Genomic DNA, 13,804 nt, shown 5'->3' on the forward strand with positions numbered 1-13,804 from the left:
CTAGCGCATCACGAAGGGGTCAGGCATGGGAGCCTGAGAGAGGTTGATCCACACCGTTTTCAGTTCGGTGTAGGCCAGCACCGAATCGATACCGCTTTCACGTCCGTAGCCGCTGTTCCTGAAGCCGCCGATAGGCGCCATGGCCGAGACGGCACGGTAGGTATTGACCCAGATGATGCCTGAACGCACGTCCCGGGCCAGGCGATGGGCGCGGCCGAGGTCGCGGGTCCAGATGCCGGCGGCGAGGCCGAACTGCGAGTCGTTGGCGATGGCCAGCGCTTCGGCTTCGTCCTTGAAGCGAATCACCGACGCTACCGGGCCGAAGACTTCTTCCTGCATGATCTTCATCGAATTGCGGTCGCATTCGAACAGGGTTGGCTCATAGAACCAGCCTTCACCCAGGTTTTGTGGACGCTTGCCTCCGAGGCGCAGCCGCGCACCCTCGGCGATGGCGTCGGCGACCAGACCTTCGACCACGGCCAATTGCTGAGCGGTGGCCATCGGGCCCATTTCGCTGCTGTCGTCCTGCGGGTTGCCGATGCGGATGCGCTTGGCGCGTTCTTCCAGGCGCGAGACGAACTCATCGTAGATCGCGTCCTGCACCAACAGTCGCGAGCCGGACACGCAGCTCTGGCCCGACGCCGCGTAGATCCCGGCAATCGCACCATTGATGGCGCTGTCGAGGTCGGCGTCGGCGAAAATGATGTTGGGCGACTTGCCCCCCAGCTCCAGGGACAGCTTGGCGAAGTTCTCCGCGCTGCTGCGCACCACATGGCGAGCCGTGGCGGCGCCACCGGTGAAGGCGATCTTGCGAATCAGCGGATGACAAGTGAGGGCGGCGCCGGTACTCGGGCCATAACCGGTCACGACGTTGACCACACCTGCTGGAAATCCGGCTTCCAGGGCCAGGCGAGCCAGCTCCAGGATGGTCGCCGACGCGTGTTCGGACGGCTTGATCACGACGGTGTTGCCGGCCGCCAGTGCCGGAGCGAGCTTGATCGCGGTCAGATACAGCGGGCTGTTCCAGGGAATGATCGCCGCCACCACGCCCATGGCTTCGTGCACGGTGTAGGCGAACATATCCGGCTTGTCGAGGGGCAGGGTGCCGCCTTCGAGTTTGTCGGCCAGGCCTGCGGTGTAGTGGAAAAACTCCGGCAGATAGCCGACCTGGCCCCGGGTTTCGCGGATCAGCTTGCCATTGTCGCGGCTTTCCAGCTGGGCCAGTTGCTCCTTGTTTTCGGCGATCAGGTCACCGAGACGGCGCAGCAATTTGCCACGGGCGGTGGCGGTCAGGCCACGCCAGGCAGGGCTGTCGAATGCCGTTTGCGCCGCCTGGACGGCGCGTTCGACATCGGCTTCGTCGGCATCGGGCAGTTCGGCCCAGGCCTGGGCCAGGGCCGGGTTCAGGCTTTGGAAGGTCTTGCCGGACAGGGCATCGACCCATTCACCGCCGATGCACATCTGGAAACGTGCGAGTGTCATGCAACGATCCCCTTAATTGGATGTTGTTGGGAGTACGCCTTGTCGAGGAACTCCAGCAGCATTTGGTTGACCAGTCGCGGCGACTCCACCGGCATCATATGCCGTTGTTCGGCGAGCACGGCAACGGCGGCACCGGGAATACACGCGGCCAGTTGTTCGGCCATCTCCGGGGTCGAGCCCGGGTCCAGCTCGCCGGTGGCGATCAGCGTGGGCGCCTGGATGCTGCCCAGGTCGTCGGCGCGGTACATGTCCTGGGTGGCGAACAGTTCATAGGTGGTCAGGTAACCCTGGGGATCGTTCTTCGCCAGGGTCTGGCGCAGTGCCGCGATCTGTGCCGGGTTGGCCGCCTGGTACTCGCGGCTGAACCAGCGTGACAGCGCGGCTTCGGCGTTGGCGTCCGGGCCATGCTCGGCTGCCTGGGCGGTACGGGCGATGACTCCGGCGCGTTGCTCGGGGCTGCGGTTGAACACGCTGTTAAGCACCACCAGGCTTTGCAGGCGTTGCGGATAATGCAGGGCGAAAGCACGTGCCACCAGGCCGCCCATGGAGAAACCGATCACCGTGGCCTGAGGCAGTTGCAGGTGGTCGAGCAGTTCCAGCAACTGGTCGGCGTAACCGAGCAGACCGGTGCCGTTGGCGGGGCGTGGGCTGGCGCCATGGCCGAGCATGTCGTAGGCAATCACGCGATACTTCGTGGCCAGGCCGACGACCTGACCGCCCCACATTTCTTTGTTCAGGCCCACACCGTGGATCAAGACTACGGGCTGGCCTTGGCCGGTCGCCAGGTAACTGGTGCCGGCCGGGGTGAGTTCAGCGGTGAGCCGAATCATGGAGCGCTCCTGCTTGCCTTTTTTTGTTGTAAGGGCCGGGCTGGTTTATTGCGCCTTCTCGGCGGCCAGTTCTTCCAGATCGATGTAGCGGTTGCCGATGCGTGGATGCAAGCGGCCGCCATCGGCGCAACCCAGTACCACGACGATTTCGTCGGCCCGCGGTGCATCTTCGATCTGCATTTCCAGGGTGATGTAGTGCGACCGCAGGCCTTCGTCGTCCTTGTGCATCATCGGGATCTGGATCGAGGTACCAGGGCCGCCGCGCTTGTTGGTGAAGCTCAGGTAGCTCTTGGCCTTGACCGCTTCGCGGTAGTGGTTGCCGAAACGCAGGGTATGGATCACGGCCGAGGCGTGCTCGATTTCACCGTCGGCGCCGACGACAGCGGCCTTGCCATAGGCTTCGATCTTCTCTGCGCCGCCGATGGTGCCCACCAGGCGCTCGACCATCAGCGCACCAAGATCGGAACAGTTGGCACGGATTTCCGGCTTCAGGTCTTCAACGAAGCCACGGCCCAGCCAAGGGTTTTTCATGACGACCGCCAGCCCGACCATGGTCACCGGCTTATCAGTGGCCTTGCCACCCTCGATGAAGGTTTCTTCGACGTAGCTGACGATCTTGCGAATTTCGAAACTCATGAGCTGCTCCATGGGAGGTTGGGAGAAGTTGATGCGTATGATGGTATACCATAATACTGTAAGCGCAAGTGGTCCGTTGAGTTTGTTCGCTGATGGACGACAGAAGGCTTGCCAGACAGGGCTGCCCATGGTTTGGGCGTGGTCGGGTGGCGGCGGAAACGAAAGAGGTCGAGGGCCCGCGTTTGACGGAATCAGGGGCGTGGCGCTTTTACCGTTGCAATAAAGGCATAAGCTAATCGCAAATTGAACTAGCAGATAAATTTGACAATCCGTTATCCGAATATACGCTTCCACAGCGTTGCCTGATGGGATGCGCAAGACTCGGCCAAGATAGCCGGTCTGGGATAACGGAGTTGTTTTGCATGGATAGCGGAGTGTTTGGCGGGCTGATGGTGATGTTGTGTTGGGGTATCTCGGACTTTATTCAAAGTCTTATGATTCGCCAATTAGGCACCGCGAAAACAATGTTGGTTCGCAACTTGTTCACCTTTGCTGTGGCACTCCTCCTTGGGGTGTATCTGATCACTTCCCATCAGCTCAGGTTCGATACAAACGCTGTGTTGATCATTACCGGCAGTTCTGCCGCGTATGTGGCCGGGTATTACTTCTACATGCGTGGCTGTGAAGTCGGCAATCTATCCCTGGTCTCGCCGATCGCCTCTACTTACAGTCTCGTCACTATCTTCTTTTCCATTATTTTCCTTCGGGAAAGCCTGGCGCCGGTTGCCTGGGTCGCTGTATCGATTATTTTCATCGGTATTGTCATGACCTCCGGCAACATCTTCCAATCGTTGCGCGGTGGCTCGCAAGGCTTTCTTCAAGCCATCCTGGCCATGGTGGGTTTTGGCGTGGCCTTTTTCATCCTGGGCTTTTCCGCAAAGGCGCTCGACGTCACCAATGCCTTCTTTTATTCCGCATTGACCCAGGCTGTTCTTTTCACCGCACTGGCGTTGAGCAGAAACGGTCGGCTGAATCAAGGTGATCTGACCCGGCGTCGTGGAGGGTACTTTCTTGCGCATTCTGTATTGGTTAATGCGGGTTGGGTGTTTTATATCTTTGCCTCCAAAGTGGGTGAACTCTCGCTTGTTACGCCTATCAGTTCGGTGTACTCCGGTGTGACAGTGTTATTGGCCATTGCTATTTACAGGGAAATAACCACCCTGGGGCAAAAGGTCGGAATAGGCACCGTTCTTGTTGGGGTGTTCTTGCTTAGTTATAAGTGATCGTCCTTTAACTATGGCACTCCTCAGGAAGGGGTGACTGATATTGTTGTGCCGAATACCCTTGCTGGTTATTCGGCACTGCATGCATGCCCATCTTAATTCTGTATGCCGATAACGGTAGAAGGAGTTCTTGGAATGATGCAGCCGAAAACAAGCCCGGTCGACGCTCCACCCATTGCATTGGATCTTGTCACTAGAATCGATGAATGGGCAGATCAGTATCCTGAAAGAACCGCAATAGTGTTTCAAGGTCAGCCAGTCACCTATGCCGAACTTTCAGGTCGAAGAAAGGCTCTCGCCAGGCACCTCTTGAGTAAGGGGCTTGGCGTGGGAAGCAAGGTCGGGATCCACTTGCCCAGGGAGCCCGATCTGATCGTCGCCTTGACTGCGGTTCTGTCAATAGGCGCGATCTTTATTCCACTCCCTCCGGATTCACCACCGCAGCGTAATGAACTGATCTCCAGGCTCGCCCATCTCGACGCTGTGATCAAACCTCAGTCGGTTGATCTTTCACAATGGTCCATCGGCACATGCCTGGATATCGAGGCGGTGGACTGGTGTGATTCGACATTGCTCCTCGAACCCCTTGTCGATGATCTCTCGCTGGCCTACATATTGTTCACTTCGGGTTCAACGGGGCTCCCCAAAGGGGTGATGGTTCGCCGACAAAACCTCGCCTATTTCTTATCCGCAATCAATGAGGTGATCGATTTTCCGGCATGGGGAGCGCTCGTTTCCACCACGACCTATGGCTTCGACATTTCCATCCTGGAGTTTTTCCTGCCGCTTGCCCAAGGTGGCACGCTGTACCTGGCCAGTGAGCAACAGAGCCGGGACGGCCAGGCGATCGCGGATTTGCTCGACCACTGCGACAAGGCTCTGCTTCAAGCCACCCCGGCTACCTGGCGACTGCTGATAGCGGCAGGGTGGCCCCGTACCTGTGCCGTCGGAGCGCTGTGTGGCGGTGAAACGCTGCCCGTTGAATTGGGCGAAAAAATCTTCCGCTCGGCGAGGGCGGCCTGGAACCTCTACGGACCGACAGAAACAACGATCTGGTCTTTCTGCCATCGCCTGCAAGCCAGCGACTTTACCGGTTCAGCGACCAGCGTCCCCATAGGCCAGCCTCTACCCGGTACCCGTTTTCGATTGTCTGCGTCGCAAGACCCCCTGGAGTCCGAACTGCTGATCGCTGGGCCAGGGGTCAGCGCGGGTTATTTCAATCGGGACGATCTGACGGCGGAGAAGTTTCAGGTGGCTGAAACAGGCGATGCTTCAGTGATCTACCACACCGGCGATCGGGTTCGACAACGGCCTGATAACTCGCTGGTTTTCATCGGGCGCAAAGACCGGCAACTCAAACTCAATGGCTATCGTATCGAGCCCGGCGAAATCGAGTCGGCCCTTCACAAGTCCGGTCTGGTCAGTCAATCGGTCGTCACGCTGGTGGAACATGCGCCTGATGACCACAGGTTGGCAGCCTATGTGGTACTGGATGAACAGGCGTCCAGCCAACGCGATGAGCAGGCCGGTGTATGGCTCGATGTGTGGGAAGCCGCTTATCTGTCGGCCGGGAAAAGCGAGGTCGCCAGCGCCGAAAGTGGTTACACCTCAAGTTTCTCAGGCGAGTTGATCCCGGACAGCGATTTGCGCGAATGGGTGCAGGCGACAGCTTCGCGGGTCTTGGAGTTCGCAGGCCACTCGGTACTGGATATCGGCTGTGGCATTGGTATGACGGGGGTGGTACTGCTGGAAAACGGCCTCCATCGTTACGTCGGTTGCGATGCCTGCGAGGCGGCGGTCGAGCGTGCGCGCCTGCGGCTGGAACAGGTCGCCGGTCCCCATGCATCCCGTGCGGTGATGAAGAGGGCGGCCCATGAGCTGGACACGCTGGATGAGGCACCTTTCGACGTTGTTCTGCTGAATTCAGTCATCCAGTACTTCCCGGACACGGCCTACCTTGCCGGTGTCCTTGAGAAAGCTGTCGACCTGTGTCGCGAAGGTGGCGTGATTGTCATCGGTGATGTGCCTTACGCGTCCCTGAAACAGCTCTTGTCCGCCGCCGCGAGCCGCACACGGGAAAAATTGCAGCGTGCACTTCCCGTGGTCGGAGAAGGGGAGTTGTGGCTGGATCCTCTGCAGATCAAGCAACTGGCCTACACACTGGAGCGAGTCGTCCACGTAGAGACTGAATTGCGCACGGGGCAGGGCAAGGATGAAATGACCCGCTACCGTTACGACGTCATCCTCCGGCTCGACAGGGATGACCGGGCGATTCTGGAGCCGGCTGCACGCTATTCGTATCGTCATGAGTATCCACACGGACAAGACCTGGATCAGTGGCTGGCATCGCTCCCTTCGGCGTTCATGCTTTCGGGCGTTCCAAACGCCAGACTCAGCCTGGACCTTCAGCTTGCCGAAGGCGGTTCCGCGATCCACCCGAGCGAGGCCTGCGACCCCGAATACATTCGTCAATGGGCCGCAAGCCGTCAGCGCCAGGCCAAGGTCCGCTGGAGCGATAGCCTTCCCGCCGGAACAATGGATATCTTCGTGGGGCCTCGTGACAGCCTGGATCCTACGTTTGAGCCGCGTCCTGCGTCGGGCGGGATGCAGATTGAAGTTCCTCCTGTCCGGGAAATCGGGGATGCCGCCATGCGGCAGGAGGTCATCGAGCAGCTCAAGGCATCGCTCCGAGCCCACGTGCCTGCCTACATGATTCCCGCTCATTTCATTTTCCTGGAGCGTTTGCCGCTGACGTTCAACGGCAAGTTGGATGTCGCCGCCCTTGAGCGATTTGCACCTGGCGCCCAATCCAGGCGCGGGCCTGCGAACGATCAGTCATTGTCGGTCAAGCAGCGCCTGACGCAGATATGGTCTGACATCCTGTTGATTGCCTCGATACATCCGACCCAGAGTTTTTTTGCCCAGGGAGGATCCTCGCTGCTCATCGTCAAGCTGACCCGTGCGTTGAACGATGCCTTCGGCTTGAAGCTTCAAGTCACCGAACTGTTCGAAGAAAACAGCCTTGACGCACAAGCCCGCCTGATCAACCAAAAGCTGGGATCGGCTGAGGCCTTGTCGATGAAGCCGCCTCCTTCTTCCAGTGTGGACCGCAGGACCGCCGCCATCAGATCAGCGGCTCGTAGACGCCAGAAGCAACTATAGGCGCCCCGCGGCCAAGTCATTTTCACATTCGGGAGAGAAGAGAATGAGCGAAACCCACTATCACGGGAACGAGATTGCCGTCATTTCCATGGCTTGCCGATTTCCAGGTGCCGACACCGTTGAGGCCTTCTGGGACAACCTGGCCTCGGGACGGGAATCCATCGACGCCATTTCGCTGGGGGCCTTGTTGGAGGCCGGTGTCACCGCTGAACAGGCTGGCCGGGAGGACTATGTTGCCAGGGCGGCCCGCCTGGACAATGTCGATCGGTTCGATGCCGGTTTCTTCGAGATGCCGGCCCGCGAAGCGGCGATTACCGATCCCCAGCATCGACTGCTGCTCGAATGCGCCTGGGAGGCGTTGGATGCGGCGGGCTTGAGCAAGGATCGTGAAGCACTGAACATCGGTGTTTTCGCCGGTGCAGGCCATAACGATTATCTTCATAACCAGGTTTTAGGAGAGGGGAGCGACGAAGGCGGTTTCCTGGACAGCAGCGCAGGCTTCATGAATCTGTTGGGCAACGATAAGGATTATCTGTCGACGCGGATCGCCTACAAACTGGGGCTGCGAGGGCCGGCGCTGAACATTCAGACGGCGTGCTCGACCTCGCTGGTCTCGATCCATATGGCGTGCCAAAGCCTGTTGCTGGGCGAGTGTGATGTCGCTTTGGCCGGCGGTGTGACCGTGCTGGTCCCGCATGCCGTGGGTTATGTCTACCAGGAGGGGATGATCCAGTCGCCGGATGGGCATTGCCGGGCGTTCGATGCTGCCGCGCAGGGAACGATCTTTGGCAGCGGCGCCGGGCTGGTCACGCTCAAGCGTCTTGCCGATGCCCTGGCGGCGGGCGATACCATCCAGGCGGTCATCAAGGGATCGGCCATCAATAACGACGGCTCCAACAAGGTTAGCTTTGCTGCTCCCAGCTCCCAGGGACAAGCCCAAGTCATTGAGCAAGCGCTGGCGAATGCCGAGGTGAGCGCTGCGACCCTCGGTTTTGTGGAAACCCACGGGACGGGGACCCCCTTGGGTGATCCAATCGAGTTCAAAGCGTTGAGGGATGTGTTTACGCAGCACGGTGCCGGGGCAAATACCTGTGCATTGGGGGCGGTGAAGACCAACATTGGTCATCTCATCGCCGCGGCAGGCGTGGCAGGCTTTATCAAGACCGTGTTGGCCCTCAAGCACCGGACGATTCCCGCTACGCTGCATTTCACCCAGGCCAATGAAGGCATTCATCTGGACGGCAGTCCTTTTTTCATCAGCGCTCGAACCGTTCCATGGCCGGCCACTGACCTGCCGCGCCGCGCAGGCGTCAGTTCTTTCGGCGTAGGGGGGACGAACGCACATGTCGTACTCGAGGAGGCTCCGCCGCGGCCGGACCGTCAGGAGAAAGAGGCCGACGGTCCTTATCTCCTGGCGCTTTGCGCAAAGGACCGCGGTGCGCTGAAAGCGCAGATCTCCCGGTACCGGGAATGGTTGGAACGTCCCGGAGCACCCTCCCTGGGCGACATCTGCTACAGCGCTCGGGTCGGGCGGGCGGAGTTGCCTTTTCGTTATGCCGCATCGGCCCGCCAGACAGAAACCCTGCTCGCCAGGCTTCAACAAGGCGACCAGGATATTCGCTGGGTCGATCCTGCCAGGGAGCCTGGGCTGGTGTTTGTCTTCACCGGACAAGGGGCTCAGTTTCCGGGCATGGGCAAGGATCTCTACGCGCATAACGAGGTGTTCCGGGCGTCTCTCGATCGCTGCGATACGATTGCACGCAATTGCATAGGCGTCTCCCTGCTCACGATCCTTTTCCCTTCCGCGCAGGATGATGCCGGGCTGATCGATCAGACACGCTACGCACAACCTGCGTTGTTTGCGCTGGAGTATTCCCTTGCCCAGGTGTGGCTGAGCCTTGGCGTTGTCCCCGAGATCCTGCTCGGACATAGCCTGGGTGAGTTTTCGGCGGCCTGCGTGGCAGGCGTATTCAGTCTGGAAGATGGTATGACCCTGGTGGCCGAGCGGGGTCGCCTTATGCAGGCACTGCCGCGCGATGGTGGAATGTCAGCCATCACACTCAAGGGCGAAGTGTTGGAGCAACTGCTGGCGGAACATGCCATCGACCTGAGCATCGCGGCCATCAACGGCCCAGGTAATGTGGTGGTGTCCGGTGCGTTGAATGAATTGGACAGGCTCCACCGTGTGCTCGATGCCCGGCAAACCCAGTTCACGCGCCTGAAGGTTTCTCACGCGTTTCACTCTGCACTGATGGAGCCGATGCTGGCCTCCTTTGCCTCCGTTCTCAAACGTATCAGCCTGTCGCCGCCGCGCTATCCGCTGATCAGCAACGTCAGCGCAAAGATTGCGGCAGAGCGCCTGATGACGCCGGAGTACTGGCTGGAACATGTTCGCCAGCCAGTACGTTTCATGGACTGCATCCAAGCCGCATTCGAAAACGGTGGCCGCACGTTTCTCGAAATCGGGCCGAAGGCGGTGCTGTCAACGATCGGAGCGGCGTGCCTGCAACCTGATGACGCCGACCAGGTCAGCTGGATAACCAGCCTGAGCAGTAAGATCGCCGATCGGGACCAGCTTCTGCAAAGCGCAGGACAGCTGTTCGAGTCCGGGGTCGAGCTGGACTGGAATACGCTTCTGAACGGTTCGACGTCGACACGCGTCACTGTCCCGAACTACCCATTCCAGCGGTCCTGCCACTGGCTAGGGCGTCCTGTTCCAGCCAGGTCGCAATGGCTGACGACGGTGGAGTGGGTGCCGCGCCCCAGTCGTACGCCGGTCGTTGACGATCAGAGTCCTGGCGGGATATGGCTGTTTATCGGTGGCTCCAGTGAGCTGGTCCAGGGTATTGGCAAGGGCCTGCCGAATACTGACGGGCCGGTGGTTCATGCGCTGTTCGCCGATGACTGCCGCCGGGTCAGCGCCCATCTCTGGCACATCAGGACTGGCTTCCCCGAGGATCTCCATGAGTTGTTCCAGTCGCTGCCAGTCTCTACGCAGTGCCCGATCAAAGGCGTGGTTCACCTCGGCGGGACCGACCCGATAGTCTCCCAGGATCGCCTTTCAGGACGGGAAAGCTTCGCTCCCTTGGAGACCGGTCTGTACAGCGTTGTGGCGACCCTGCAAGCACTGGCGAGCGCCTCCCGGTCAGAGATCGCCAGGTTCTGGATCGTGACGCGTGCAGCGGTCAACGTACGTTCGGCTCCTTCGTTGATCAATGTTGCACAAGCGCCGCTTTGGGGATTGGCCAAAGTGATCGCCCAGGAAGAGCCCGCGGCCTGGGGCGGTTTCATCGACTTGCCGCCAGACCTGGAGGACGTCGATCTGTCGCTTGCCGCGCAATTGATGCTTGCGAACGACCAGGAGGATCAATTCGCTATTCGTCAGGGTGGCGTCCATGTACCCAGGCTCGTAGAAGCCTCCCGAGTGAAGTCGACGCACGTGGCGTTAAGTGCGCAAGCGACCTATCTGGTTGTCGGCGGGTTCGGTGGGCTAGGGCGCGAGGTCCTTGCCTGGCTCGTGGAGAAGGGCGCCCGTCATTTGGCGGTGGTTGGGCGTAAGTCGCTGGACGCAACGGGCTCGACCGTACTGGACAACTTCAGGCACCAGGGTGTGAGCATCGATTATCTGCGTCTGGATATCGCCACGGATGAGGCCACCGTTGCCCTGACGTCGTACATCGGCGCTCTGCAATGGCCGCTACGAGGTGTGTTGCAATTGGCGGGGACGGTTGAAGACGCTGTCCTGTCGAAACTGAGTGCGTCGTCCCTCGAACATGTCCTGTTGCCAAAACTGCAGGGTACCCAGGTGCTCGATCGGGTCACCCGTGATCAGCCGCTGGATTTTTTTATTGGATTTTCCTCGATCAGCGCATCGTTGGGATTCAAAGGCCAGGCGAACTATGTCGCGGCCAACAGTGCGATGGACGCCATCATGGAAAATCGCGTCAGCTCGGGATTACCCGGTTTGAGCATCGCCTGGGGACCCTGGTCCTCCGAAGGCATGGCCAGTCGGGTCGACAGTGTCTTCAAGAAGCGCCTGTCGGCATTGGGCATCAACTTCATATCCGCGCAAGTCGGCTTGCAGAGATTGTGGGACAACCTGTTCGCACAAGGTGTCATGGGGATCGCGCCAATCGACTGGAAGCCCTACAAGGCGCATTTGCAATCCAGCGACTGGCCCTACCTGTCGCTGATTGATGCGCAGCAGCCAGCGGGCGAGACGACGGCGCAGGGCGATACGGTTCCGTTCCTGGACACGGTGTCGTCGCTGGAGGGCGAGCAGCGACAGGCGTTCATCCTGGGTCGGTTGAGGGCTGTCGCTGCGCGTGTCGCAGGCGGCTTCGACGCTGATGCAACGCCCATGGATAAGTCCCTCACGATGATGGGGTTCGACTCGCTGATGACCGTTGAATTTCGCAACAGTCTGAAAAAACTCGGCATCGATTTTCCCCTGGGCAGGCTTATCGTCGGTGCCACGCTTAACGATATCGGCGATTTCGTACTGGAACATGTCGAGGCGGCCAGTCCGGGCAATCCGGTCGAGCCGGCAAAGGCTGGCCCGCCCAGGCCGCAAGAGGAGCAGACCTCCGGATGCCTGGTTATTCCAGCCCCTCGACCCCAGGCAACGCTGCGTTTGATCTGCTTTCCCTATGCGGGCGGCGGGCCGGCAGTGTTCAAGGGGTGGGCAGATCGACTACCGGATCATATCGAGCTCTGTCTGTTGCAATTGCCCGGGCGCAATGCGCGCCTGGGGGAAAAGTCGTACACCCGCATGGAAGAGCTGGTGACAAACCTGACGCCGGATCTGCTGCCCTACCTGGACCGGCCGTTCGCATTCCTTGGTCTGTGCCTGGGTGGTGTCCAGGCGTTTGAAGTGGCTCAACGCCTGGTAAAAGAGCACGACCTGTACCCCTCACACCTGATTTTTGCCGGGAGCCGGGCACCGCATTTCTACAACGAGCATCAATTCGCCTCGGATGTCCTGCAGTTCAATTACGAATCGGATGGCGAGTCCGCGCAAAAGGGTGACAGCGAGCTCATCGCCATGCTCAAGGAAATGAATTTTGCCAACAATCAGGCGTTGTTCGATGACGCCGAAATGCGTGACTTGATGCTTCCAATCATCAAGGCAGACTACGAAGTCAATAACACCTACCTATACCGGGCCCATCCGCCGCTGGCGGTGCCCATTACCTCGATTGGCGGACGGATCGATCCCTACGCCACAGGCGTGCACATCACTGGCTGGCGTGAACATACCACCGAAGCGTTCAGGTCGGTGTTCTGTGCCGGGGATCATTACTTTGTGGAAGGCCAGCGAGATCTGATCGCCAGTATCGTGGTGGAAACGCTTGCCGGTTCACCTACCCCAGCGACCCATCGCCCCGCAGAAAACGTTCACCCATAGGAGAGTCCAAATGCCTTCAATGTTCTTGCGTACTGTGCTGTGCTTGATCCTGAGCCTGACGTCCCACTGGGCTCTGGCGACATCTGACCCGCGTCCGATCCGGTTCTACGACGGTGGTTGGGAAAATATCCAGATCGACAATCATATCGCCATGTACATCCTCAAACATGGATACGGTATGAAAGTGGAATCCGTCAGCCTTGATATTGCACAAATGCAGAATGCGATGGAGACCGGTGCCATCGATATCAATATGGAGGTGTTTACCTCGCTGATGCCACAGTGGGTCCAGGATCAGACGGCGAAGAAAGCCATTCTCGATTTCGGCCCCACGTATGAACGTCTTACCCAGGCTTTCTATGTCCCTACCTACATGATCAAGGGCGATGCGGGGCGCGGAATCAAGCCGATGACCCCCGATCTGAAAAGCGTCGCCGATCTCCCCAGGTATGCCGAGGTCTTCAGGCAGGCATCGGGGTCGGGCAAGCCGACCTGGCTGAACTGCATCAGCAGTTGGGCGTGCCGGGAAATCAATCTGATTAAAATGGCCACCTACGGGATCGATAAAACGTTCACGCCTGTGGAGCTCAAGTCCGAGTCGGCACTCAACGCCGCGATCATCTCCGCTTACGAGAAAGGGCAGCCCTTCATGACGTACTACTGGGATCCGAGCCCCCTGATGGGCGAGCTGGCCCTCACGCGTCTGGAAGAGCCCGCCTACAGCGAAGCTTGCTGGGAAGCGATCAAGCAAAGCCTCGCCCAATTCAAGGAAGGCGTTGGGAGCCGACAAGCCTGTGCCTATGCAGATATCCCGCTGAATAAATACACCTCAGCCAAGTTCGCTGAAGAGCATCCGGGCGTCCTTCCTTTCCTGAAGTCGATGTTCGTGGGAACCGACACCATCCGGACGCTGGCAACCCGAATGGTTTCCAACAAGGAGACTCCCGAGCAGACGGCGCGCTATTACTTGCGTAACCACACCGCCGATTGGAAAGGGTGGGTGCCTGAGGATGTGTTCAAGAAAGTCTCCGAGACACTGTAGCGAGACGTTATCCATCGCGTAT

General features: G+C 59.4%; 7 protein-coding genes. 4 read left to right on the forward strand and 3 right to left on the reverse strand.

Annotation, left to right across the window (positions count from 1 at the left end):
* Genes FBY02_RS00090 through FBY02_RS00100 form a run of 3 tightly spaced genes read right to left on the reverse strand, consistent with a single transcriptional unit; the run spans position 1 to position 2,948 of the window.
* Complete coding sequence (locus tag FBY02_RS00090; RefSeq protein WP_144921547.1) at positions 1-1,482, reverse strand: aldehyde dehydrogenase; 1,482 nt, start codon at positions 1,480-1,482, stop codon at positions 1-3.
* The gene (locus tag FBY02_RS00095; RefSeq protein ID WP_144921550.1) at positions 1,479-2,312 is read right to left on the reverse strand and encodes an alpha/beta fold hydrolase; all 834 of its coding nucleotides are present in this window, start codon (positions 2,310-2,312) and stop codon (positions 1,479-1,481) included. The genes FBY02_RS00090 and FBY02_RS00095 overlap by 4 nt, the downstream gene beginning before the upstream one ends.
* A 45-nt stretch (positions 2,313-2,357) precedes the next feature.
* The gene (locus tag FBY02_RS00100; RefSeq protein ID WP_144921553.1) at positions 2,358-2,948 is read right to left on the reverse strand and encodes an amino acid synthesis family protein; all 591 of its coding nucleotides are present in this window, start codon (positions 2,946-2,948) and stop codon (positions 2,358-2,360) included.
* Positions 2,949-3,310: 362 nt separating this feature from the next.
* Here FBY02_RS00100 and FBY02_RS00105 point away from each other — a divergent pair, with 362 nt between their 5' ends.
* From FBY02_RS00105 to FBY02_RS00120, 4 genes are all read left to right on the forward strand, one after another.
* Positions 3,311-4,171 carry a DMT family transporter gene (locus FBY02_RS00105; protein ID WP_178111858.1) on the forward strand — a complete coding sequence of 287 codons (861 nt, stop codon included), beginning with the start codon at positions 3,311-3,313 and terminating at the stop codon, positions 4,169-4,171.
* A gap of 135 nt (positions 4,172-4,306) precedes the next feature.
* Positions 4,307-7,333 carry an AMP-binding protein gene (locus FBY02_RS00110; protein ID WP_178115345.1) on the forward strand — a complete coding sequence of 1,009 codons (3,027 nt, stop codon included), beginning with the start codon at positions 4,307-4,309 and terminating at the stop codon, positions 7,331-7,333.
* Between the two features lie 88 nt (positions 7,334-7,421).
* Positions 7,422-12,740: a type I polyketide synthase gene (locus FBY02_RS00115; protein ID WP_256662456.1), complete on the forward strand. Its 5,319-nt coding sequence runs from the start codon at positions 7,422-7,424 to the stop codon at positions 12,738-12,740.
* Between the two features lie 10 nt (positions 12,741-12,750).
* Complete coding sequence (locus FBY02_RS00120) at positions 12,751-13,782, forward strand: glycine betaine ABC transporter substrate-binding protein (protein ID WP_144921564.1); 1,032 nt, start codon at positions 12,751-12,753, stop codon at positions 13,780-13,782.
* Positions 13,783-13,804: the final 22 nt, after the last annotated feature.

This window comes from Pseudomonas sp. SJZ078, assembly GCF_007828255.1.
Taxonomy (GTDB): domain Bacteria; phylum Pseudomonadota; class Gammaproteobacteria; order Pseudomonadales; family Pseudomonadaceae; genus Aquipseudomonas.

Coding starts and splice junctions, on each gene's coding strand:
- FBY02_RS00090 (WP_144921547.1), bottom strand. CDS start 1,482: ATGACACTCGCACGTTTCCAGATGTGCATCGGCGGTGAATGGGTCGAT.
- FBY02_RS00100 (WP_144921553.1), bottom strand. CDS start 2,948: ATGAGTTTCGAAATTCGCAAGATCGTCAGCTACGTCGAAGAAACCTTC.
- FBY02_RS00095 (WP_144921550.1), bottom strand. CDS start 2,312: ATGATTCGGCTCACCGCTGAACTCACCCCGGCCGGCACCAGTTACCTG.
- FBY02_RS00105 (WP_178111858.1), top strand. CDS start 3,311: ATGGATAGCGGAGTGTTTGGCGGGCTGATGGTGATGTTGTGTTGGGGT.
- FBY02_RS00115 (WP_256662456.1), top strand. CDS start 7,422: ATGGCTTGCCGATTTCCAGGTGCCGACACCGTTGAGGCCTTCTGGGAC.
- FBY02_RS00120 (WP_144921564.1), top strand. CDS start 12,751: ATGCCTTCAATGTTCTTGCGTACTGTGCTGTGCTTGATCCTGAGCCTG.
- FBY02_RS00110 (WP_178115345.1), top strand. CDS start 4,307: ATGATGCAGCCGAAAACAAGCCCGGTCGACGCTCCACCCATTGCATTG.